Genomic DNA, 24,375 nt, shown 5'->3' with positions numbered 1-24,375 from the left:
CTCCAAAACCAAGTTTGGAGGTTGCCGAATCTCAATATAAAGATGTCTTATCTTTAGCCATGCCTTCCAACAACTCTTTCACACGTGCAAGGAAACGTCCACAAACGAGTCCATCAAGCACACGGTGATCAAGCGACAGACAGAGGTTGACCATATCACGTGCAGCCATCATGCCATTGTCCATAATAACTGGACGCTTGACGATCGACTCCACTTGCAAAATAGCGGCCTGCGGATAATTGATGATGCCCATTGACTGGACGGAGCCAAATGAACCCGTATTATTGACAGTGAACGTACCGCCTTGCATCTCTGTCGACTTCAGCTTACCGTTACGTACTTTTCCTGCCAACTCATGAATTTCGCGACCAATACCTTTGATCGTCTTTTCATCCGTTTCTTGGATGACTGGAACATATAACGCATCGTCGGTTGCCACCGCAATCGAGATGTTGATGTCTTTTTTCATGACGATCGTATCGCCTGCCCACATCGAGTTCATTTCCGGGTATTCCTTCAACGCTTGTGAAATAGCCTTGATAAAGAAGGCGAAGTACGTCAAATTGAATCCTTCTTTTTCTTTGAATTCCTTCTTGACGCTATCCCGCAATAGCACGAGTTCTGTTACATCCACTTCTATCATCATCCAAGCGTGTGGTGCTTCAGTTACAGAACGTACCATATTGTTCGCAATCGCGCGACGTACACTCGTTACCGGAATTTCGATATCACCGTTTTCGAGTTTCACATTCGACGACACAGCTTGTTCAGGAGCCGACTGTTGATCGGAAGATGCCACTTGTTGTTGCGGCTCTTCTTGAACAGCAACTTCTTGTGGTGCTGTTTGCGACTGTGCTCCGCCACTTTCAATGAATGCCTGAATGTCTTTTCGTGTAATACGTCCCTCGCGTCCTGTACCGCTTACTTGTGCCAAATCAATGCCGTTTTCCTGAGACATTTTCAACACAGCAGGAGAAAATCGGCCCGCTGCCTTGCCGCCCGTCGCAGGCTGTGACTTCGCTTTCGGTGCTTCCTGGACTGGTTTCTCAGTAGGCTTTTCAGCTGGTACATCTGCTTTAGGTGATGAAACTTGTACTGGCTCTTCTGCGTCGCCTTCAATTTCAATCAAACAAACCGTTTCGCCTACTTCGATTGTATCGCCTTCTTTTGCGATGATTTCTTTGATCGTTCCTGAGAATGAAGAAGGGACTTCCGCTGTCACTTTATCGGTCGTCACTTCCGCAAGGGAATCGTATTTAGCTACCGTATCTCCTGGAGCGACAAGCCATTTTTCGATAGTTCCTTCTGTTACACTCTCACCCAGTTTCGGCATAGTAATTTTTTCAATGCCCATTTCCTTACGCCTCCTTAGTTAAAATTCCGCTAAATCCCTTGCTGCCTTTTCGACCTTTTCAGGATTCATCATAAAGAACTTTTCCATAGAAGGGGCATATGGCATTGCAGGTACATCGGGTCCTGCTAATCGTTTGATTGGCGCATCTAATTCAAATAAACAATTTTCTGCAATGATAGCCGAAACCTCACTCATGATGCTGCCTTCTAGGTTATCTTCTGTTACTAATAGAACTTTTCCTGTTTTCGAAGCAGCTTCAATGATTGCTTCTTTATCTAACGGATAGACCGTACGTAGATCCAAAATATGGACTGAAATATCATCTTCAGCTAAACGTTCTGCAGCCTGAAGTGCAAAATGTACGCACAAACCATACGTGATAATCGTTAGATCTTCTCCTTCACGCTTCACATCCGCTTTACCGATTGGCAATACATAATCATCATCCGGAACTTCCCCTTTAATTAACCGATACGCTCGCTTATGCTCAAAGAATAACACGGGATCTTCATCGCGTACTGCCGCCTTCAACAAGCCTTTCGCATCGTAAGGAGTAGATGGGATGACAATTTTCAAACCAGGCGTCGAAGCGAACATCGATTCGACTGACTGCGAATGATATAATGCTCCGTGAACGCCACCGCCAAAAGGTGCGCGAATGACAATAGGACAAGAGAAATCATTATTCGAACGATAACGAATTTTCGCTGCTTCCGAGACGATCTGATTGACCGCAGGCATAATAAAATCAGCAAACTGCATTTCTGCAATCGGACGCATACCATACATCGCAGCACCAATCGCCACACCCGCAATAGCGGATTCAGCGAGAGGTGTATCAAGCGAACGGTATTCACCGAACTGATCGTATAGCCCAGTTGTTGCTTTAAACACGCCGCCTTTACGGCCGACATCTTCACCAAGTACGAATACTTGGTTGTCGCGTTCCATTTCTTCTTTCATTGCCAGGGTGATGGCATCTATAAATGAACGAACGGCCATTATGCTTCGCCTCCCTTTTCTTCATAGACGTAGCGTAGTGCGTGTTCCGGCTTCGCGTATTCCGTCAGTTCCGCATACTCTGTCGCTTCATCAACCTGCTTTTGCACTCGTTCTTCTATTTCATCATACTTTTCATCCGTCAAGACATTAACTTCTTTCAGATAATGAATGAATGACAATAACGGATCTTGTTTCCTTTCGTCCTCAAGCTCTGCTGCATCACGATATTGACGTTGATCATCATCTGAAGAGTGTGCAGTCAGTCGATAACATACCGCTTCGACTAATGTCGGACCCTCTCCGTTTCTAGCACGGTCTGCCGCTTTTTTTACCACTTCATACACGGTCAGCGGATCTCTTCCATCTACCGTGTAGCCTGGCATACCGTAACCGATTGCACGATCCGAGACTTTCTCACATGCCATTTGTTTATCAAGAGGTACGGAGATTGCATATTTATTATTTTCCACCATAATCACTGTCGGTAATTTATGCACACCGGCAAAGTTCATGCCTTCATGGAAGTCTCCCTGATTGGAAGAACCTTCTCCAAGAGTCACGAACGTGATGAAATCTTCTTTATTCATTTTCGCGGCTAGTGCTACACCGACAGCATGTGGTAATTGCGTTGTAACAGGTGAAGATCCTGTCAATATACGATTCTTGCGTTGGCCAAAGTGACCTGGCATCTGCCGTCCACCGGAGTTCGGGTCTTCCGCCTTGGCAAAAGCCGATAACATCAAATCTTTCGGCGTCATACCGAAATGTAAGACAACTCCCATATCGCGGTAGTACGGTGCGATCCAGTCCTTTTCGTTATTCAGAGCGAATGAAGCCCCTACCTGTGCCGCTTCCTGTCCTTGACAAGAGATGACGAACGGAATTTTCCCTGCACGGTTCAGCAACCACATTCTCTCATCTAAACGACGTGCCATCAGCATCGTCTCGTACATCTGCAACACATCTTCATCTGTCAAACCCAATTCAATATGCCGATTACTCATTCCACTTCCTCCTTTACATGTGAATGGCTAGCCCATCAACCGCTAATGCCGCTTCACTGAACGCTTCAGATAATGTCGGGTGAGGATGAATTGCCGAAGATATTTCCCAAGGAATTGCATTCATCACCATCGCCAAGCCCGCTTCAGAAATTAGATCCGTTACGTGCGACCCCATCATATGGACACCGATAATATCATCCGTCTGCTGATCCACAATGATTTTCACGAATCCATCAGCATGACCGTTAACTAATGCCTTACCATTCGCCTTGAACGGGAATTTACCGATCTTCACATCAAACCCGCGATCTTTCGCTTGTTGCTCCGTCAAACCAACTGCCGCTGTTTCCGGGTAGGAGTAAACACAACGTGGTACTAGATCGTAATCAATCGAATCTACCTGTTTTCCTGCTATATGTTCGATCGCATGCAATCCTTCGTGTTCCGCTACATGCGCCAATTGAAGGCCGCCGATCACATCACCAATTGCATATATATGATCATCTTTTGTTTGATAATGATTGTTCGTTTGAATCGAGCCCTTTTCGACTTGGATATCGGTGTTTTGTAAACCGATATCATCGATTACCGGAGCGCGTCCCACTGACACCATCATCTTCTCGCTCGTGATGGACTGTTCTTCATCACCTAGCTTATAAGAAATCGTGACCTCACTGTCGTTTTTCTGCAACGACTCCGTCAAAATTTCTGCACCTAATATGAATTTTACACCGCGTTTTGCGAGCGCTTTGTGCATCGCAACAGCTACTTCACGATCTTCTGTAGCCAATATCTGCTCCAGACGATCCATGACTGTCACATCTACACCGAAATCTACTAGCATGGAAGCCCATTCGATGCCGATCACACCGCCACCAATAATCGTAATCGAAGATGGAAGCGCATTCATTAGTAGAGCTCCGTCGGATGTCATTACAGACTTTTCATCTACTTCGAGTCCAGGTAATGATCTTGGTTTTGATCCAGTAGCAATCACGAGATTTTTCAGAATCAATATTTCATTTTCATTACCGTTGTCCATTTCCACGGAAATAGTTCCAGGCATCGGAGAGAATATAGAAGCCCCTAGTATTCTACCCGTCCCATGATAGACGTCGATTTTACCTTTTTTCATCAATCCTTCAATACCTGCGTGCAATTGGTCGACAATTTTACCTTTACGTTTTTGTACTTGTGAGAAATCCAATGAGACATCTCCCGTATTCACGCCAAATTCATTCGCTTCTTGACGTGTTACGCGATAGACTTCCGCACTTTTTAGCATAGCTTTACTTGGGATACACCCGCTATGCAAACACGTACCGCCCAGTTTGGATTTCTCTACAATTGCTGTTATCAAACCTAATTGAGCCGCGCGAATGGCTGCTACATATCCGCCAGTACCGCCACCTAAAATCACTACGTCATATTCTTTACTCAACGTAAAGGACTCCTTTCGCTTACAGTATTCAAATAAATGTAGACAGGCGAGTGTAGCGGTGGACAGGTACACCCTGCCTACCGCTATGACTCATCTACTAGATTATTATTTTGATATAACACTTTTTTCATTGCGCAAGAATGTACTTCTCGTTGCGCCCACTCTTGCAATGCGCTCTTCTGCCAAGCGATCGGCAGCCTGGTAGGATGGAATGCCGTCTCGTTTTGAGATAGCGAAAATCTTTAGGATCGTGTCGTAAATACCTTCTACGCGCTTCAGTGCACGTGCTTCATTGTAACCAATTAATTCGTCAGCCACATTAATTACTCCGCCTGAGTTGATCACGTAGTCTGGAGCATAGACGATACCCATTTCATGCAAGCGATTGCCATGTTCAGGTTCCTTCAATTGGTTATTGGCAGAGCCCGCAACGACTTTTACTTTCAATTGAGGAATCGTTTCGTCATTGATTACTGCACCGAGAGCACACGGAGCAAAGATGTCCGCTTCTTGTGAGTAAATCGCGTCCGTCTCAACAGCCGTTGCTCCGAATGCTTCAACTGCACGCTGGACTGCCGCTTTATTGATATCCGTAACAATCAATTTTGCGCCTTCTTCATGCAAGTACTCACAAAGAGTGTACGCAACATTTCCAACACCTTGAACCGCTATAGTTTTATCTTTAAGTGAATCATCACCGAATGCTTCTTTCGCAGCGGCTTTCATTCCTTTGTAGATGCCGAGTGCTGTAACAGGTGAAGGATTTCCTGATGTACCTTCTCCTGAAGAAATACCCGTAACAAAATTTGTTTCCAAATGGATTAAATCCATATCATATTCTGTAGTCCCAACGTCTTCCGCTGTAATATAGCGTCCGTTTAATCCCTCTATGTAACGACCTAATGCTCTGAACAGCTCATCGTTCTTATCCGTTTTCGGATCGCCGATAATGACCGTTTTTCCACCGCCAAGGTTCAAACCTGCTGCAGCGTTTTTGTATGTCATACCTTTAGCCAGTCGCAATGCATCTTCAATCGCATCTTCTTCGCTAGCATACGTCCACATGCGTGCGCCACCAAGTGCCGGTCCAAGTGTTGTGTCGTGAATTGCAATAACTGCTTTCAATCCCGATGTCTTGTCGTAACAAAGCACCAGTTGCTCATAATCGTGATCTTCCATGTACGTAAACAATTCCATAAGTATCCCTCCAGGCTAGTAAAAGATTATAAAGATTCATGCGTATGGTACTGATTCTAAATTTCCCACGACAAAAATGCAAATTTGACACATTTTGGTCATTATTTCCGTAGGAGTTTTGCAAACAATCTACCTATATCGTACATGATGGCAGAGTCCTTGACAATCTATGACCACACGGTAAAATTAAATAGGTAAGGGGTTGAATGATATGGTACGTCTTGCTGCGTTTATTGTACTGTTGATTCCAGGGATTGCAGCGGCTCTGGGAATAAAATTAATGCGCGATTCATTGTTCGGACATCTTTTTCCGCCATTTCCATTCATCTGGATGCAGTTTTTAGGCGGTTTCATACTGTTCGCTGGTGGTCTTGGATTCTTTGCAGGCTTTTTATTACGCCGAGACCGCAGATCTGGACGGGCAGCTGACAGATTTAAAAAAGATTTGAAATAAAAGGGCCAAGGTGCACTACCTTGATCCTTTTATTTTTTTGCGTACACGCTTCGGATAATCCGTTATCCAACCTGTCACTTCGGGTGTAGTGCATAAAATAGATTCTGCACCGGTTACCCCATACATTCGTAATATCTTACCACTTTCTAGCAGATGTCTCTTAAACGGCTCTTTCCACAACCTTTTGTGAAAATGAAATGCATCGACTTCATAGGAATCAAGATTCTGCCAGTCGACCGATTTTTTTCTAAGCAATAATGCGGTTTCCATGTCAGGATTCAATTCCTTTACCATACACAATGTCTCATAATCGAATGAAGAGAGATGTACGTCTGATAACGGTTCTACGTAATGCAAGATTTGCTCAAGTACAGCCACTTGCCCATACACCGTTTCCTTTAATTCGACATTAAGCGCCAAATTATGTTCAGTGCAGAAAGTAACTACATCAAATAATAGAGGGATGGGATGGCCAAACATTCGCCTGTATCTGCTCTTACCTATTTTAATCTGTTGCAGTTCCTGTGATGTCAATTGATCAATGCGCTGATCAATTCCAGCGAGACGTGCTAAATCATTATCATGAATAACAACTAGTTGTCCGTCGCTCGTTTGCTGGACATCCAACTCGATTCCATCCGCACCTTTTTGTAGAGCCCCTAAAAATGCACGCATCGTATTTTCAAAGTAGTTGCCAGACGCGCCACGATGGGCAAATATTTTACTGTCAGACATTTAATACTCCTTCGCTTGTTATTTCGAAAACGCCTTTCGTTGCACGACTCAACATGCTAGTTTTATTACCTATTACGATCTGGACACCGGGGTGTGCTTCACGTGTGATTTCAATTTTAGGCGTGCTAGCTACTTGCACAAGTTGCAACTTATTTTTAATCGTCTGATCTAGCGATACAATTTCTTGCTGTTTTACCTGCAATGTCTTTTCTAGCCTATCCAACTGGCCTGCAGGAAGACTCGCTTTCATACTCGCCATTTCATCAAATGTCAACTCAACTTTCTTCAGCTCCGCGTGCTCCGCTTTCAGCTTTTCTGCAAGTTGCTGAATTTCTTCGAGCTCCATTTCTTTATTGACTCCTTTGACGATCAGTTTCGTCAGACGTTCATGACTATTGCCGGCCGTTGCACATACGATGGAAAACATCGCTTCTGCAACACCACCGATGATCCGACCTTTATGTTGATCAATACAAATATGATCGCCGTATAATTCAGATCCAAGTGAATAGAGGCCGATGTTCACTCGTTCCCCATAGATTTTGCAATTATTCGCATGTTTTACAAATACATTCTTTTTCGCCTTGATAATAGTTTCTCCTCCACCAAACACGCCACCTTTAATATAGACATCGCCTTCTTCGGAATAGATTTCCTTGGCGTTTGTCACACCTTCTTTTCCTTCGATGGAAATATCCCCTGTCGCATTGACTGAGAAGCCCGCCAAAACCGTTCCCATTACACGCACTGATCCATCAAATGTAATGGATCCGGTTTTCGTGCCGACGTCGTCCGGAATGATCAATTGCTTTCCAACACTAATTGCTCCGTTCAGTTCCTCAAGTGCACCGCCATGCAAAGCACGTAAGACCGTTTTGCCCTCTTCCTCAAACTCCCCAACAGATTTTCGATCATACACTAATTTACTATCCTCGCCCTTTTTAGCTGCTATCGGTTCACCAAAGACGTTATAGCCTTCAAATCCTTCTTTAGCAGGCGTCTTCTCACCTAACCAATCATCTTTCACAATCGGTGTCACGAAATTCAATTCATAGTGATCGACAGAACCATCATCCCGAAGACTAGGTTTACGATCCGGCATCGCAATATACTCAACCCGTGCATTTTCTCCTTTGACAGGCTCTTTGCCTACCGAAATGATGATTGGATTACTTGGTAGATATGGTATGCTAAACAGTTTTTCTTTATCATAGTGTACTTCTCTTTGGTCGAGTATTGCTTCCGCCTGTTTCAGGAACTGATCTTTATTTGCAAGAAATTCTTCATTTGTTGCATGAATATACAATTCTACCTTCATTTTACTAGGTGATATATATACTTCACAAGGAGCGGAGTACGAACCGATAGGATGCTGGCCTTCCGTCTGAAGAGCTTTCATTAACTCCTTGAATGAATTCAGTTTTAATCTAGGAATATCAGAAGCCAGTGTGTCAAATGACTTGAGCGGATATCCTACTTTTTTAGTGTTCATAATAATTTTGTTATTTTCTTCTAGAAGTTCAAAATATTCATTTTCAATTAACAACGAAATCCCTCCCTCTTTCATTACTAGTATAGAAGACTACAACGCACTTGAGATAGCTATTATGTGATTACACTGCATAAATAAGCATTTACTCACAGCGTTCTCCGATGTTCTTAAGCATCGAAGTAAATACTGACTTTATTCCTATCTTTCGTCTACTGCATTAACTTCGTCTTGAATTGTTGTGTGAGCGTATTTAGATTCAAAATCAAGTAAGAAATTATTATGTATTGAGCGGTTAGATAAACTGTATGAGCGCTTAGAGCTGAGTATAGAGCGGATTAGGGTGAGATATGAGCGCTTGTGACAAGGTATGGGCGGTTGCAGAGAAAGTATGATCGCTTACACGAATTAATGAGCGCAACCAAATTTGCAATCGCTAGTTATTCCCCTTTTCAACTGATAAACGAAACACCGTGCGACCTCGCGAGAACGCGTTGACCTAGACTGTCAGTACCCAGCGTATCCAATGTCATCCTTCCCTATCTACAAACGAAAACCAACTAATACACCCGATTAGTTGGTTTGTCGTAAACTCTCTATCCATTTATCACTTCAATTAGCTCACCATATGCTCCAAACGGATTTTATCCGCAATCATCGCAATAAATTCACTATTCGTCGGCTTACTCTTCAAATGATGCACTGTATAACCGAACGTTTTTGAAATTAAATCATAATTTCCACGGTTCCACGCCACTTCAATCGCATGGCGAATTGCACGTTCCACACGGGATGGTGTCGTATTATACTTCTTTGCAATATCCGGGTACAGAATCTTCGTGACCGAACCGAGCAACTCCACATCACTATAGACCATCTGAATTCCTTCACGTAAAAACGCATAGCCTTTAATATGAGCAGGCACGCCGATTTCTTTGATCATGGACGTAATCGCTGTATCGAGTACTTTCTGAGTAACGACACCTGTCTGCTGTGTGGACTCCTGTACGACAAACGAAGGTGTTGTATTTTTTGGTTTTCCTGCAGCTTTAAAAATCTGTCCGATCAAGCGGTCGAATTCAAATGGCTTTAACATGAAGTACGAAGCACCAAGATTTGCGGCTTGTGACATGACATTTTCCTGTCCGAAAGCCGTCAGCATCATGATTTGCATATCCCCCATTTTATTCGTTTCATTCAGCGTCTCTAATACTCCAATCCCGTCAAGATGCGGCATAATAATATCCAACAATAAAATATCGGGACGCTCTTCTTCTAGCATCGTCAAGCATACTTGCCCATTATTCGCTGTCCAAATTACTTCTATTTCGTCGTGCTTTTCAAAATAAGACGTCATCGTTTTCACAAGTTCTTTATTATCGTCAGCAATTGCTACCTTCACATTTTCCATAACCCATTCCCCCTGATATAAAATCGACGATCCACTTCTTTTTCCCGCTGTTTCTCTCCTATTATCGTAAGTCATCTATTTGCCAAATTCTACATTTACTTATTTTTTTATGTAAAATGATACTTCCGAACGATGCTTTCTACCTATTTCGACTTTTTTCCCTTTTCTTTGTATCGAACACCTATACTAAAAAGCAACCTGTGCTTTCGCACAGGCTGCTCTTTCACTTCTCATTCGTTCTCATCGTTTCCACGAAAAGCGCAGCCCCTTTTTCGGGCTCGTCCACGAACATATGCGTAATAGCACCGACAAACTTACCATTTTGGATCACAGGACTCCCGCTCATGCCTTGTAAGATCCCGCCCGTCTTACTTAACAGTTTCTGGTCAGTCAATAGGATGTGGAATTGTTCTTCTTCTATCTTCGTAATTTGGATGGTGAATTTCTCTACAGTAGAACCTTCTACCGTGGTGTAAATTTCTGCAGGTCCGATCGTCAATTCAAACGGTTGCATAATTTCAAGAGGTTCAGCCAACACTTTATTATAGGAATTTTTCCAATGACCAAATATTCCATACACATTATTGATTTGAATATTCCCAAGAAATTTATTCTGATCAATAATGGAGGAAATTTTATAACCTGGAATTCCTGGAGAGCTCTTCTTGATTTGGCTGATTTCAGATAAATAAATAGCTCCTTTTTCAAAAGATGGAGCAGACTGCAACGTACTATCAATGATTTGGTGCCCTAGTGCACCATACGTGCCGCTTTCTGGGTCGACATATGTCAATGTCCCAGTACCTTCCGTTCGATCCTTTAGGAAGGGCGTGACGCGCTTAATGAGCGACCCATCTGCTTGAATGGTTTCGTGCTTCCCATTACGCAAAATGTCGAGCATCATCGTAGCGCTGTCTTCTTGTAAAGCCCGTTCGAAATGAACAAGTTGCTTTGTTTCCGTACCGTTCAACTGGCGAATTATATCCCCTTTTTTTAGCCATTCCTGCTGATCCACCTTGACGTCACTCGTTACATAAATACCACTTAAATCCATTTGAATACCGATGGAGTCACCCATCGGTATGAGTGTTTCTTCTTTTGCTAATGAAATTCCAGGCACCAGGCAGAGCATCAGGACAAGCGCTAAAAGCGTTTTGAAAGATTTATTCCATCCCATGTTTCACCTCCTCAACGAAAGATACCTTTGGTATGTCCTTTCGAGGAGAAAGTATGAAAGGGTAAAATAAACAGTGCCAATTCCCATGGAAAACGTTGTGAATTCATACTTTATTTACGGAATTCCTGCTTACGTTGATCAGCTAAAAGCAAAAGTTCTTCGGCATGCTGAAGCGTCAATGTCGTAATTTCTGCACCGGAAAGCATGCGAGATAATTCTTCCGTACGTTCTGTTTTCATAACATCATGAATCGCCGTAGTCGTTCGTCCATCATGCACTTCTTTTTTGATAAGATAATGATGATCTGCCATTGCAGCCACTTGCGGTAAATGCGAAATACATAACACTTGCGAATGACTGGATATCATGGAAATCTTTTCCGCAATGGACTGTGCTACGCGTCCGCTGACTCCGGTATCCACTTCATCGAAAATAATCGATGTAACACCTTGATGTTGAGAGAAAATCGTTTTCAACGCCAGCATCATTCGAGATAATTCGCCACCAGACGCCACTCGTACCAACGGCTTAAGCGGTTCACCCAAGTTTGTGGAAATCATAAATACGACTTCATCAAATCCATTGGCATCAAATTGTCGAGGTTGCTTTTGGTGAATTTGTACTTTGAATGTGGCCTTTTCCATATATAACTGCTTTAACTGCTCTTCAATCCCTTTTTCGAGAGAAAGTGCCGCTTTTTTACGGATAATCGATAATTCATTCGCTTCTATTTCAAGATCTTCTACGTATTGTGCCAATAATTCTTGGTTTTGATGCAATCTTTCGTCACGATTGACAAGTTGATCGAGTGCATCAGCAATTTTATCGCGATAAATTAAAATATCTTCAAGCGATTTTCCGTATTTTCGTTTCAATGTCAAAAATAACGCTAACCGATCTTCGACAAATTCCAATCGATCTGGCTGGAATTCCATACCATCGATCATCCTTTTTAAATCATGCGAAACATCTTGAAGCGCATAAAAGGAAGAATTCACCGTTTCAGACATCGTTTTCAGTTCTTCATCAATCGAAGCCGCTTCTTCGAGATCGCTCATCGAATTGCCAACCCAATCAAGTCCATGCGACTCTAGAGACAATGCTTCATATGAAGTATTCAAGCGATCAAATAACCGATTAAAATGTTGAAGCTTTACAAGTTCAGACTCCAATTCTTCTTCTTCACCGACCTTCAAATTCGCTGCATCAATTTCTTCCAATTGGAATTTGTATAAATCAATTTTCTGCGCAATTTGCTGTTCATCTTGTGTTTTAGCTGCAATGAGTTGCTGGAGTTTTTTATATTTATCATATAACTCGGTATACGTCGACATCGCACGTTCAATCGGCTCACCTATAAAGAAATCTAGCAAATGAATATGACGCTTTTCGTTCATTAACTCCTGATTTTCGTGCTGACCATGGATATCGATTAGCAAGGCGCCAATCTCACGCAATATAGCAATTGTTACAAGTTTACCATTGACGCGGCAAACAGATTTCCCGTTGGTACTTATATCCCTGCGTAAAATCACAATGCCTTCTTCCGTATCAATACCAAATTCCGTCAACTTCTGCGTTACACTTTCAATATTTTTGTCGATTGTGAAAAGTCCTTGAAGCTCAGCTTTCTTCGCACCATGGCGAATGAATTCCTGTGAACCACGGCCGCCAGCGAGGAGCTGGACAGCATCAATAATAATTGACTTTCCAGCACCCGTTTCACCAGTCAGCACCGTTAGACCGTCGTCAAATGCGATTTCAAGTTGTTCAATAATAGCAAAGTTTTTAATCGAAAGTTCGCTTAACAAAGAAATCCTCACCTCGCTTATAGCATGGATAATATTTTATCTTTTACATATTCTGTCTGAGATTCTTCACGACAAATGATCAAACATGTATCGTCGCCACAAATCGTTCCGAGCATTTCATCCCAGTCTAAGTTGTCCACAAGCGATCCAACTGCCTGCGCATTACCGGGAAGCGTTTTTAACATAATAAAATGACTTGCACTGTCAATTCCCACAAACGCATCTTCCAACATACGCTTCAATTTCTCTTCCGTATTATAGCGATGGATAGGAGGTAGACTGTACTTATAATTGCCTGAAGGTGAAGGTACTTTAATCAAGTGCATTTCTTTAATATCACGCGAAACCGTTGCCTGCGTGACATCCGCACCGGCAGCTTTCAGACTCTCGACCAACTGATCCTGTGTTTCTATTTCATGGTTCGTAATAATTTCTCGAATACGTAGATGGCGTTGTCCTTTATTCAAATTTATTCACTCCGATTCTGTTGAGTCCATAAACAAAATTATACTAATCATCTAAAAAACGCGCAACTCATTGCGCGTTATGTTAAATCACTATGTGCCTGTTTCACTAATTGCTTGAAATCTTCCGTTGTAAAATCAGCTACCGCTTCGTCCTCGGCTACTAAATAATACAAGAACTCAATATTGCCTTCTCCACCTGTAACTGGCGAATACGTAGCACCTTTAACGGAAAACCCTTCTGCCACTGCCATCGCAGCGATTTTTTCCAACACTTCAAGATGTATCGCTGAATCACGGACAATACCTTTTTTACCTACTTTATCTTTACCCGCTTCAAATTGAGGCTTCACTAGCGCCACCACTTGCCCACCTGGTACGATAATGTTCTTTAGTGCCGGTAAAATCAACGATAACGAAATGAATGAGACGTCGATCGTAGCGACTTCGGGTAATCCTTCCGTAAATAAATCAACGGTCGCATGACGAAAATTTTGTCGCTCCATCACTGTCACTTGTTCGTGCTGACGGATTTTCCAAGCGAGTTGATTATAGCCTACATCCAGTGCGTAACAATGTTTCGCACCATTTTGCAGTGCGCAATCCGTAAAGCCGCCCGTTGAAGCTCCAATATCAAGAACGATCTTTTCTTTCACAGAAATAGGAAAAGACAGTAACGCCTTTTCCAGTTTCAAGCCACCACGACTTACATATTTAATCGCAGGACCTTTTACAGTCAATGGGGCATCCACTGCAATTTTTTCCCCTGCTTTTTCTATTCTTGCTGTATCAGAGTAAACGAGCCCCGCCATGATGGATCGCTTAGCTTGTTCACGGGATTCTGTTAATCCGCGCTCTACTAGCAACAAATCCACTCTCTCTTTTTTCATAGATGTACTCATACTCTCGCTCTTTCTGCTGCTTGCTGAATAGCCGCTGCGGTAACTTCTGCTACGTGATCCGGTGTCATATGGATTTCAACGAGTAGTTTGTCGACACTACCGTGTTCAATGTAATCATCTGGAATACCGATTCTTTCGAAAATCGTACCCGTATGACCTACTTGTTCTGCATATTCCATCACGCCACTGCCAAATCCACCTGCAAGCACAGCTTCTTCAATTGTAATGATCGGTTTCCCTTTAGAAAATAGCTCATCCAATAAATTCGTGTCCATCGGCTTAATGAAACGCGCGTTGACAATCGCGACATTTTTGCCTTGTGATTTTAATTGTTCAGCAGCGGAGAACGCCATAGGAATCGTTGTGCCGAACGTCAAGATTGTTGCATCTTCACCTTCTTGCAATACTTCCCATGTGCCGATTGGAATTGTATGAAGCTCTTCATCCATTGGTACACCATAACCATTTCCACGTGGGAAACGAAGTGCAATCGGACCTTCATCATAATCAATAGCTGTCTTCACCATGTGTTGACCTTCATTCTCATCTTTAGGCATCATAATGACCAAGTTCGGCAAATGACGCAAGAACGCAATGTCAAACACACCATGATGCGTTTCTCCATCGGCTCCTACAAGTCCCGAGCGGTCAATACCGATAAAGACATTAAGCTTCTGACGCGTAATGTCATGTAACATTTGATCGTATGCACGCTGCAAGAATGTCGAATAAATAGCAAGGAATGGTTTCATTCCAGTTGCTGCAAGTCCCGCAGCCATAGTCGTCGCATGTTGTTCAGCAATCCCTACATCAAAGAAACGATCTGGGAATTCTGCTGCGAATGATTCGAGTTTAGATCCTACCGGCATAGCAGGCGTAATCGCGACAATACGTCGGTCATTTCTCGCAAGCTTGCGTACCGTTTCAGAAACTAAAGCACTCCAAGCAGGGCCTTTCACAGGAGATTTCACAAAATCTCCAGTTTCAATTTTATAAGGACCTGTACCATGCCATGTACCAATTTTATCTAACTCGGCAGGGCTATAGCCTTTACCTTTTTTCGTAATTACATGAAGTAATACCGGCCCTTCCATTTTCTTTGCGTACTGCAGAGAACGCTCCAACTCTACAAAGTCATGGCCGTCAATCGGACCTAAATATGTGAACCCAAGCTCCTCAAAGAAGACGCCGTTCACTACCAAATATTTCAAACTGTCTTTCACACGTTCTGCAGCCGTCGCGACTCTACCGCCGACTGCTGGAATTTTACGTAAAAGGAATTCTAGTTCATCTTTCACATTATTGTACTTTCCAGCCGTCCGTAATTTCCCAAGAATCGAGTGCAATGCACCAACATTCGGGGCAATAGACATTTCGTTGTCATTTAGAATGACTGTGATATTCGTCTTTTCATGTCCGATATGGTTCAATGCTTCGAGTGCCATACCGCCCGTCAACGCACCATCGCCAATGATCGGAATGACAAAACTTTTTTCCTTTTTAATATCTCGTGCAACAGCCATTCCCATAGCCGCTGACAAAGATGTTGAACTATGGCCGGTTTCCCATACATCGTGTATGCTCTCTGCCATCTTCGGAAATCCGCTCAATCCTTTATATTTTCTAAGAGTATCGAACTCGCCGGCTCGGCCTGTAAGAATTTTATGGACATATGACTGATGCCCTACATCCCATAAAAATTTATCGGTTGGACTGTCGAAGAATTTATGCAAAGCAATCGTCAATTCGACAACACCCAGATTCGGTCCGATATGCCCGCCAGTAACCGATAAATTTTCAATTAGAAAATGACGTATATCTGCCGCCAGTGACTCTAACTGTTCTTTATCGAGCTCTTTTATAAAAGATGGATTGGTAATCTTTGTTAGATCCATCATGATCACACACCTTCATCAAGTAAGTAGGTCTTTCTATTTGTACGTCGCACTTTTTCTTGTTTATTAGACAAAGTAGTTGCTGTTTGTTTTCTACATTATAACAGTAACAACGTGCGACACAAATATAACGGTTCCAAATTACATATTTCGCTCAATAATGTAATCTGCTAACAAATGCAATATAGAATCCCCTAAGCCGATGGACTGTAACGCATGGATTGCTTCTTCATGACGTGCTTGTAATTGCTCTCGAGCCCCATCTAATCCAAGTAATGAAGGATACGTCGACTTTTCGCTTGAAGTATCACTGTTTGCTGGTTTGCCGAGCTGCTCGGTAGTTGCTGTCACATCCAAAATGTCATCTTGGATTTGGAACGCCAACCCAATGTTGTGAGAGAATCGGCGAAGTTGCTCGCGCTGTTCATCCGTAGCTTGTGCTAGCACAGCACCCGCTTCAATACAGTATGAGAGTAGTGCGCCCGTTTTATGAATATGAACTTCTTCCAATTCTGCTAAAGGCAATAATTTCTGTTCGCCTTTCATATCGAGGACCTGGCCTTTAACCATCCCTTGTGCGCCCGACGCTCTCGCCAGTAATCCGACGAGTTCAATCGCTGCTGCCGGTGGTGTTTCTTGAAGATCTGCGAGCGCTTGGAATGCCATTGCCTGCATCGCATCTCCTGAAAGCGTCGCCACATCTTCACCGTACACTTTATGATTAGTAGGTTTCCCTCTTCTAAAATCATCGTCATCCATACACGGTAGATCGTCGTGGATCAATGAATATGTATGTATCAATTCAACAGAAGACGCCACTTTTAACGCATCAGCCGAATCCTTTTTCATATCAAATAAAACAGCCATAACCAATAACGGACGAATCCGTTTGCCGCCCGCTTCTACGGAATACATCATGGATTCGTGCAAAACGTCTGGAATATCAGACTTCGCTAGTTGGTTCTTCAGTTCACGTTCAATTTCAGGAATCATTTCATCAACAAACGCTTGTAGTTTATTATTCATTCGGCTCACCTGCTGTCGGATCAAATGAGGATTCGTTACCCTCTTGATCAATCATGCGAATCAATTGTTTTTCTGCGTTCTGTAATTTTTTCTGACAATAGGCTGAGAGCTCCATCCCTTGTTTATACAACGTGATCGTATCATCCAAAGGCGCTTCTCCAGCCTCCAACTTCTGTACAATTTCTTCTAACTGGTGCATTGCCTGCTCGAATTGCATATTTTTATCTTCTGCCATCCTTACTCGACCTCCTTTGGAATGATTCCTTCTACTAAAGTGGAAATAGACCCATCTGCTAATTGAAGCGTCACTCGATCTCCGCTGGCTACATCTTTTATGGATTTAATCACTTCATCATCTTTATAACCGATTGAAAAGCCTCTTTCCATTACTTGTAAAGGATTCAAGGCTTGCATCATGCGCATCAGCGACACAAAATGTTGCTGACGTTGTTTAATGGTGTGCTCTGCAGCACGATGTAAACGCATTTCCAGTTGTTTCGTCTGTTGCTGTTCCAGCTGGATGCGTCGAATTGGTGTGTAGTACTGAAAACCTGCATATACACGATCGAAGTTCATCCGTTTCCCTTGAATGACTGCCTCACTGCCGCGTTGCAATCGATCTTCAAGGTGGTCAAGCTTCTCAATAAACGGCCGATATAATCGTTCCGGATATTGTAGCGGATAGGCAGCTTGAGCCGTTTCTAAACGCTTGTTCAACTGTTTAATCAAGGTCTGTACCGCTAGATAGATCGAACGCTGCTGATTTTTCAAGTATTGGAATAATTGAAGCTGATCTGGCACAGCCATTTCTGCTGCTGCAGTTGGCGTCGGTGCACGTAAATCCGCCACAAAATCCGCGATCGTCGTATCGGTTTCATGACCGACTGCACTGATAATCGGAATCCGACTGGAGAAGATAGCACGTGCTACGTCTTCTTCATTGAATGCCCACAAATCTTCAATGGAACCCCCGCCTCGACCAACAATCAATACATCGACATTTGCCATTTCATTCGCTTGTTCAATCGCTTTTACAATTGAAGGAACTGCAGTGCGTCCTTGCACGAGAGCCGGGAACAAATGCATCTCCGCCATTGGAAAGCGTCGGTTAATTGTGGAGTACATATCACGCAGCGCGGCACCCGATTCAGCTGTAATGAGACCGATTCGTTGTGGTACTTGCGGAATAGATTGCTTAAATCTTTCTTCAAACAATCCTTCTTGCTGAAGCTTCTTTTTCAACTGTTCAAAAGCTAGATACAGCGCCCCTATACCATCCGGCTCCATTGTTTGTACGTAGAGCTGGTAGGATCCTGCCGTTTCAAACACGGTCACATCACCCGTAATCAGAACATTCATACCGTTTTCAGGTTTAAATTGAAGTGTATTGGAACGGGAACGGAACATGGCCGCCTGAATTCTCGTCTTATCGTCTTTCAAAGTAAAATAAATATGTCCGGACGGATGCAGCTTAACGTTCGACAGTTCTCCTTTTACATAAACATTTCGTAAATGTGGATCTGCATCAAATTTACGTTTGACATATTTCGTTAGCGCTTGAACGGTTAAAAAAGTTTGATTGGACATGTTTCCGTCACCTGCCCTTTTATGTATAGAGAGGCGCTCATGAAGAGCGTCTCTCGTTTAGAATTACTTATTTTGCATACGTGCCTTTAATTTATTCTCCGCACTTTCGACAGTATTTTTCAATAGCATCGTAATCGTCATTGGACCTACTCCACCTGGTACAGGTGTAATAGCACTAGCCTGCTTCTCAGCTGATTCATAATCAACATCTCCACATAGCTTACCATTTTCATCACGGTTCATACCGACATCAATAACTACTGCATCTTCTTTTATGTAGTCACCCGTAATGAATTTAGCTATACCAATTGCAACGATTAAAATATCTGCTTGTTGTGTGAATTTCTTCAAATCTTCCGTACGGGAATGACAATACGTCACCGTTGCATCTTTTTGTAATAAAAGTTGGCCCATCGGTTTCCCTACGATATTACTTCTACCGATAATCACCGCGTGCTTGCCCGCAATATCTACATTGGAACGCTCAAGTAACTGCATAATACCGTATGGTGTACATGGTAAGAATGTTTCTTGACCGATCAGCATTTTCCCTACATTCATCGGATGGAATCCATCGACATCTTTTTCGGGGCTGATCGCGCGGATCACTTTGTTTTCATCAATATGTTTCGGTAATGGCAATTGCACCAAAATACCATCGATCGTATCATCTTGGTTGAGTTTCTCCACTTCAGCTAGAAGATCTTCTTCTGATACTGTTTCCGGCAATTTAGTAAGCACAGATTTCATACCTGCTTCCTTGCTGGATTTCTCTTTGTTTTTCACATACGTTTCAGATGCTGGGTTTTCCCCAACTAAAATAACAGCCAGTCCAGGTTGAACCCCTTGTGCGACTAAAGAAGCTACTTCTTCTTTTAATTCATTCCGGATTTCCTGTCCTATTGCTTTTCCATCAATCTTTTTACTAGACATGATTTTCCCACCAAACTTTTTTTATTTGTAATGAAAGTTGATCGAGCTCAAGCTTGCTACTAGTAGTGACGATTTCGGTTATTGGAATTTAGAAAGTACCCCATTAACAAAACGGCCTGACTTCTCGTCACCAAACGTCTTGCATAGCTCAATCGCTTCGTTCATGATGACCCGGTTCGGAACTTCTTCGTTATAAAGGAGTTCATAGACAGCTAATCGTAATACTGTTCTTTCGATTTTCGGCAATCTATCGATGGTCCAGTTTTCCAATTTATTTGTGATTTCACTGTCGACTTCTGTCAGGTGTTCCGCTGTGCCTCGAACTAGTTGTTCGTAAAATGAATCAAGCGGGGTTTCTACAATATAACCTATCGCTTCATCCACGTTCATCTCGCTATTATCCAGCTGAAACAATGTTTGAATTGCTTTTTCACGTGCTTCTCGTCGTTTCATAATTGTTATCTCCTCTACCGCTCATCTTCAAAACCTAATGATAGCACAAAACGCAGGAAAAGAACTAGTGGAATCAAGCGATTTTATGTCATCAGTTTACATTTTCGATCAAGATGTTCATAAATACTTGAGTAGTTGATAGCTGGTAAGGATGGATGCACCGTTGAATGACGTTCCACGCTGACACTTTCCGATACGACTTAGCACTGTTGATCAACTTTTGTTGCAGTTTGAAGTGCTTGTCGTAGATAACTGCTTAGAACTGAAGTAGGTTTCGCTCATTCATTCGTCTAAGCGCTCATATTCCATGCGCTTCCGCTCTATAGTCACCGCTAACCGCTCTACCAATGTCCACAACCGCTCATAACTTTACGCGAATGGCTCTATCACCGATTGTAACCGCTCAATGCCCGCCCCATCTCTAATGGTCTTAACGTATTTCTCGAAGTTACCCAACAAAAAAACCGAAAACAAACCTACTAAAAGGTTTGTCTTCGGTTATACGCTCATTCAATAAGACCCGCTCAGTCTTCGAAATGAATGCCCGTTATGTGAACATTCACTTCATGTGTTTGAAGCGAAGTCATATTCAAAATCGCTTGGCGAATTTCGTTCTGAATCTTCGCCGCAATCGTAGGGATGGAATGGCCATACTCGATAATGCAATACACATCGATTTTTAGTCCTTCGTCTGTCCATTCGGTTTTTACACCTTTTCCGTACATCACTTTTCCCAACTTCTCCGCAACACCTGAAGCGAAATTCCCTTGGGTAGCAATCACTCCGTTTACTTCTGACGTGGCGATGCCAATGATGACTTCGAGTACTTCAGGTGCGAGTTGGACTCGTCCGAGTGCAGCATCTCCAGACGGTGTCATTCCGACAAACGATGCATTTGTTTTATCAGCCATTACACTTCACCTCCAATTATTTCATGACATCGTACTTTTCTAAGAACTTTGTATCAAAATCACCAGACTGGAATATTTCGTCGTCCATTAAGTTCGCATGGAAAGGAATCGTTGTATGGACGCCTTCCACTACGAACTCATCCAATGCACGTTTCATCCGAGCGACCGCTTGCTCACGCGTATCCGCATGAACGATCAGCTTTGCGACCATTGAGTCGTAAAACGGTGGAATCGTATAGCCAGGGTACACTGCTGAGTCAACACGTACGCCAAAGCCGCCTGGAGGCAGATACATTGTCACTTTACCGGGTGATGGCATGAAATTCTTATCCGGATTTTCTGCGTTGATCCGGCATTCAATAGACCAGCCATTGAATTGAATATCTTCTTGTTTAAACGCTAATTCTTCGCCTGCTGCTACTTTTAGCTGTTGTTGAATCAAATCGATCCCTGTAATCATTTCTGTTACAGGATGTTCCACTTGAATTCGTGTATTCATTTCCATGAAGTAGAACTTTTGATTAATATGATCAAAAATGAATTCTACAGTACCTGCACCACGATAGTTACAAGCTTTAGCCGCTTTAACAGCCGCTTCACCCATTTCCGAGCGTAGCTCAGGACTCAACGCAGGAGATGGAGCTTCCTCGACAAGTTTTTGCATACGGCGCTGTATAGAACAATCACGCTCACCTAAGTGAATCGCGTTGCCATACTTGTCCGCAAGCACTTGAACTTCTACGTGACGGAATACTTCGATATATTTCTCAATATAGACGCCTGGGTTACCGAATGCCGCAGCCGCTTCTTTTTGAGTGATTTTAACGCCTTTAACTAGCTCGTCTTCATCACGCGCTACCCGAATCCCTTTACCACCACCACCAGCTGTTGCTTTGATGATCACGGGGAATCCAAGTTCTTTTGCAATTTCAAGTGCATGGTCTGCGTCATCTACAATGCCGTCAGAACCAGGAACGATCGGAACTCCTGCAGACGCCATTGTATTACGCGCAACATCTTTTGTACCCATTTTGGAAATGGCCGCTGCAGTTGGTCCGATAAATTCAATATTTACTTCTTCACAAAGTTCTGCGAAGCTCGCGTTCTCTGCAAGGAAACCATAACCAGGATGGATCCCGTCACAGTCAGTTGCTTTTGCAGCACTGATGACGTTTGAGAAGTTCAGATAACTGTCAGTCGATAGACGTGGTCCGATGCAAACTGCTTCGTCTGCTAGTTGAACGTGTAGCGCCTCTGCATCTGCTTCAGAATAGACAGCTACAGTTTTAATACCCATTTCTTTACACGCACGAATAATCCGTACGGCAATTTCTCCACGATTTGCAATTAATACTTTTTTCATTAGATACTCCCCCTTAGTTTTCTCTAACAAGGAATAAAGGCTGTCCGTATTCCACAAGTTGACCGTCTTGTACTAAGATTTCAACGATTTCACCATTCACTTCTGATTCAATTTCGTTGAATAGTTTCATTGCTTCTACGATACAAACGATGGATTCAGCTGTCACTTTATCACCTTTTTTAACGTATGCTTCTGCGTCCGGTGATGAAGCCTTATAATATGTTCCAACCATAGGGGAAGTAATTTTGTGTAGTGTTTCGTCAGTCACCACTTCAGCTGCTGGAGCTTCTGGTGCCGCTGTTGGAGCTGGAGCTGCTACCGCCGCAGGTGCTGCTGGAGCTGGCGCTTGGACTGGAGTCGGTGCTGCTTGTGGTGTTTGTGGTGTTTCTGTAACCGTTGTCACGGCCTGTCCGTCATTTTTCTCTAGTTTAATCTTGCCACCATCTGATTCCAATGAGAACTTCTGGATGGATGATTGATCGATTAGCTTAATAATTTCTCTGATTTCTTGAATTTTCAACATATCTGATTCTCCTAACTAATTTTTCTTGCTACCATATTCTATGATAGTCGTTTTACAGTAAATATGGAATAGCAAAGACACAAATTATTCTATTATTCTTGAAAGATACCGTTTGTTTGCAAATTTTGTGACAATTTATTCAAAAAAACGCCAATGTGTTACCCTCAAGTATTATCAGGTTTACCCATTAGCGTAAAATATGAATGAAATCCTATAACTATTCCTACGTTTAATTTTTTCTACGTGAAAAAAGGAAGCCACATGGACTTCCTTTTATCGTTATTCTTTTGTTTCTGCAAAATCTACTTTGACAGTTTGAGCGCCTTCCCAACTCGACATGACATACTGTGTTATTTCATCCGCCATTTTCGGTGAGTGGCTTTCATTCGATAACACAGTGACGTTGACACGATCGCCATCTCCACGTACAAACACCTCAGGGTAACCAAGTGCTGCGATTTGCATCTCCATTAACGCTTCTGTGGAACTTACTTTTCGTAAATCAGCAATTTCATTAAAAATTTCATTTTTCTCTTCAGCGGAGAAATCAGAAGAAGTCATTTTTTCTGTCAACTGTTGCACCGTCTCACTGCGTTCGTTACGCACTTCCATACGCATATCCTGGAAAATATACGATTCAGCAAAGACCGGCTTCACTTCCTCCGACTTGCCTTCCTTTTCGAGTAGATTCGTTGCGTCCTTTGTTTCTTTCGTGAAGATCGCAATTCCGTCAAACGGCATCGGTGCTTCCTTCTTCACGTAGTAGATTGAAATCACTGCGACTAGACTGAGTAATGTTAAAAACCAAACTGTTCGTTTATTGGCTTTCATGTTGATTCCCCCTTTTCTTCATTTCCACGATGACGATACGATGTTCAGGCAATTGTAGGACGTTAGCTAGGAGTTGTGAAAGTCCGTTTCGCACAGCCGGATCTTCTGCTCCTTCCGCTACGACGAGCAACCCCTGCAAAGGTGATTGGCTTTTCCCAGCGGATGAAGCGGAGAAATAATTGGCTAATGGGCTCTCTTCTTCCTTTTCATCGTAATGAAAATAAACCTTCACATTTCCTAACCCTTCCATTTGTTCAAGTGTTTCTTCAAGTGTTGACAACATGCGCTTCTCTTCTTTTTTCTGTTTCTCCCCTCCTACATTCGCCGTACTGGTGATGTATAAAATGCTAAACACCATAACCATCAAACCGATCATGATCAATCGGGGTTTCCCTGTGGGCTTTTCCATAGT

24 protein-coding genes are annotated in these 24,375 nt (G+C 42.8%); 1 reads left to right on the top strand and 23 read right to left on the bottom strand.

Annotated features, from left to right (window positions below; translation table 11 throughout):
* Positions 1-31: 31 nt before the first annotated feature.
* The 5 genes from CSV80_RS01280 to CSV80_RS01260 form a co-directional block, all read right to left on the bottom strand.
* Positions 32-1,354, bottom strand: coding sequence for a dihydrolipoamide acetyltransferase family protein (locus tag CSV80_RS01280; RefSeq protein WP_099669264.1), 1,323 nt, complete (start codon positions 1,352-1,354; stop codon positions 32-34).
* A gap of 18 nt (positions 1,355-1,372) precedes the next feature.
* The gene (locus tag CSV80_RS01275; protein WP_099669263.1) at positions 1,373-2,356 is read right to left on the bottom strand and encodes an alpha-ketoacid dehydrogenase subunit beta; all 984 of its coding nucleotides are present in this window, start codon (positions 2,354-2,356) and stop codon (positions 1,373-1,375) included.
* Positions 2,356-3,360 (bottom strand): thiamine pyrophosphate-dependent dehydrogenase E1 component subunit alpha, encoded by a 1,005-nt coding sequence (locus tag CSV80_RS01270; RefSeq protein ID WP_099669262.1) that lies wholly within the window; start codon positions 3,358-3,360, stop codon positions 2,356-2,358. The genes CSV80_RS01275 and CSV80_RS01270 overlap by 1 nt, the downstream gene beginning before the upstream one ends.
* A gap of 13 nt (positions 3,361-3,373) precedes the next feature.
* Positions 3,374-4,801 (bottom strand): dihydrolipoyl dehydrogenase, encoded by a 1,428-nt coding sequence (gene lpdA / locus CSV80_RS01265; protein WP_099669261.1) that lies wholly within the window; start codon positions 4,799-4,801, stop codon positions 3,374-3,376.
* Between the two features lie 105 nt (positions 4,802-4,906).
* Positions 4,907-5,998 (bottom strand): Leu/Phe/Val dehydrogenase, encoded by a 1,092-nt coding sequence (locus CSV80_RS01260; RefSeq protein WP_099669260.1) that lies wholly within the window; start codon positions 5,996-5,998, stop codon positions 4,907-4,909.
* Between the two features lie 211 nt (positions 5,999-6,209).
* Between CSV80_RS01260 and CSV80_RS01255 the strand changes: the two genes are divergently transcribed.
* Positions 6,210-6,452, top strand: a complete 243-nt coding sequence (locus CSV80_RS01255; RefSeq protein WP_099669259.1) for a DUF2627 domain-containing protein — start codon at positions 6,210-6,212, stop codon at positions 6,450-6,452.
* Positions 6,453-6,467: 15 nt separating this feature from the next.
* Here CSV80_RS01255 and CSV80_RS01250 read toward each other — a convergent pair whose 3' ends face one another.
* The 18 genes from CSV80_RS01250 to CSV80_RS01165 all read right to left on the bottom strand — a co-directional run bounded on the left by CSV80_RS01250 (position 6,468) and on the right by CSV80_RS01165 (position 24,372).
* On the bottom strand, positions 6,468-7,187 hold the full coding sequence (locus CSV80_RS01250) for a glycerophosphodiester phosphodiesterase (RefSeq protein ID WP_099669258.1): 720 nt from the start codon (positions 7,185-7,187) through the stop codon (positions 6,468-6,470).
* A complete protein-coding gene (locus CSV80_RS01245; RefSeq protein WP_158231841.1) occupies positions 7,180-8,733 on the bottom strand; it encodes a flagellar assembly protein A in 1,554 nt (517 codons plus the stop codon). Before CSV80_RS01245 ends, CSV80_RS01250 begins: the two co-directional genes overlap by 8 nt.
* A gap of 559 nt (positions 8,734-9,292) precedes the next feature.
* Positions 9,293-10,087: a sporulation transcription factor Spo0A gene (spo0A, locus tag CSV80_RS01240; RefSeq protein WP_099669256.1), complete on the bottom strand. Its 795-nt coding sequence runs from the start codon at positions 10,085-10,087 to the stop codon at positions 9,293-9,295.
* Between the two features lie 223 nt (positions 10,088-10,310).
* A complete protein-coding gene (locus CSV80_RS01235; protein WP_099669255.1) occupies positions 10,311-11,264 on the bottom strand; it encodes a SpoIVB peptidase S55 domain-containing protein in 954 nt (317 codons plus the stop codon).
* A gap of 110 nt (positions 11,265-11,374) precedes the next feature.
* Positions 11,375-13,075 carry a DNA repair protein RecN gene (gene recN / locus CSV80_RS01230; RefSeq protein WP_099669254.1) on the bottom strand — a complete coding sequence of 567 codons (1,701 nt, stop codon included), beginning with the start codon at positions 13,073-13,075 and terminating at the stop codon, positions 11,375-11,377.
* 17 nt (positions 13,076-13,092) lie between these two features.
* A complete protein-coding gene (gene ahrC / locus CSV80_RS01225) occupies positions 13,093-13,542 on the bottom strand; it encodes a transcriptional regulator AhrC/ArgR (protein ID WP_029054568.1) in 450 nt (149 codons plus the stop codon).
* 77 nt (positions 13,543-13,619) lie between these two features.
* The gene (locus CSV80_RS01220; RefSeq protein WP_099669253.1) at positions 13,620-14,441 is read right to left on the bottom strand and encodes a TlyA family RNA methyltransferase; all 822 of its coding nucleotides are present in this window, start codon (positions 14,439-14,441) and stop codon (positions 13,620-13,622) included.
* Complete coding sequence (gene dxs / locus CSV80_RS01215; protein WP_099669310.1) at positions 14,438-16,336, bottom strand: 1-deoxy-D-xylulose-5-phosphate synthase; 1,899 nt, start codon at positions 16,334-16,336, stop codon at positions 14,438-14,440. Before dxs ends, CSV80_RS01220 begins: the two co-directional genes overlap by 4 nt.
* Before the next feature lie 141 nt (positions 16,337-16,477).
* Positions 16,478-17,362 carry a polyprenyl synthetase family protein gene (locus CSV80_RS01210; RefSeq protein WP_099669252.1) on the bottom strand — a complete coding sequence of 295 codons (885 nt, stop codon included), beginning with the start codon at positions 17,360-17,362 and terminating at the stop codon, positions 16,478-16,480.
* Positions 17,355-17,597 carry an exodeoxyribonuclease VII small subunit gene (locus tag CSV80_RS01205; protein WP_029054564.1) on the bottom strand — a complete coding sequence of 81 codons (243 nt, stop codon included), beginning with the start codon at positions 17,595-17,597 and terminating at the stop codon, positions 17,355-17,357. The genes CSV80_RS01210 and CSV80_RS01205 overlap by 8 nt, the downstream gene beginning before the upstream one ends.
* A gap of 2 nt (positions 17,598-17,599) precedes the next feature.
* Positions 17,600-18,949, bottom strand: a complete 1,350-nt coding sequence (gene xseA / locus CSV80_RS01200) for an exodeoxyribonuclease VII large subunit (RefSeq protein WP_099669251.1) — start codon at positions 18,947-18,949, stop codon at positions 17,600-17,602.
* A gap of 63 nt (positions 18,950-19,012) precedes the next feature.
* A complete protein-coding gene (folD, locus tag CSV80_RS01195; RefSeq protein WP_099669250.1) occupies positions 19,013-19,882 on the bottom strand; it encodes a bifunctional methylenetetrahydrofolate dehydrogenase/methenyltetrahydrofolate cyclohydrolase FolD in 870 nt (289 codons plus the stop codon).
* Positions 19,883-19,960: 78 nt separating this feature from the next.
* Positions 19,961-20,335 (bottom strand): transcription antitermination factor NusB, encoded by a 375-nt coding sequence (gene nusB / locus CSV80_RS01190; RefSeq protein WP_029054561.1) that lies wholly within the window; start codon positions 20,333-20,335, stop codon positions 19,961-19,963.
* Positions 20,336-20,859: 524 nt separating this feature from the next.
* Positions 20,860-21,246: an Asp23/Gls24 family envelope stress response protein gene (locus CSV80_RS01185; protein ID WP_099669249.1), complete on the bottom strand. Its 387-nt coding sequence runs from the start codon at positions 21,244-21,246 to the stop codon at positions 20,860-20,862.
* A gap of 16 nt (positions 21,247-21,262) precedes the next feature.
* Positions 21,263-22,609: an acetyl-CoA carboxylase biotin carboxylase subunit gene (accC, locus tag CSV80_RS01180; RefSeq protein WP_099669248.1), complete on the bottom strand. Its 1,347-nt coding sequence runs from the start codon at positions 22,607-22,609 to the stop codon at positions 21,263-21,265.
* A 13-nt stretch (positions 22,610-22,622) separates the two neighbouring features.
* Complete coding sequence (accB, locus tag CSV80_RS01175) at positions 22,623-23,132, bottom strand: acetyl-CoA carboxylase biotin carboxyl carrier protein (protein WP_099669247.1); 510 nt, start codon at positions 23,130-23,132, stop codon at positions 22,623-22,625.
* A 279-nt stretch (positions 23,133-23,411) separates the two neighbouring features.
* Positions 23,412-23,963, bottom strand: a complete 552-nt coding sequence (locus CSV80_RS01170) for a SpoIIIAH-like family protein (protein WP_099669246.1) — start codon at positions 23,961-23,963, stop codon at positions 23,412-23,414.
* Positions 23,950-24,372, bottom strand: a complete 423-nt coding sequence (locus CSV80_RS01165) for a hypothetical protein (protein ID WP_029054556.1) — start codon at positions 24,370-24,372, stop codon at positions 23,950-23,952. The genes CSV80_RS01170 and CSV80_RS01165 overlap by 14 nt, the downstream gene beginning before the upstream one ends.
* Between the last annotated feature and the right edge of the window lie 3 nt (positions 24,373-24,375).

The organism is Sporosarcina sp. P12(2017) (genome assembly GCF_002743035.1).
Lineage (GTDB): Bacteria > Bacillota > Bacilli > Bacillales_A > Planococcaceae > Sporosarcina > Sporosarcina ureae.
This window is presented reverse-complemented; position numbering and strand designations above follow the sequence as displayed.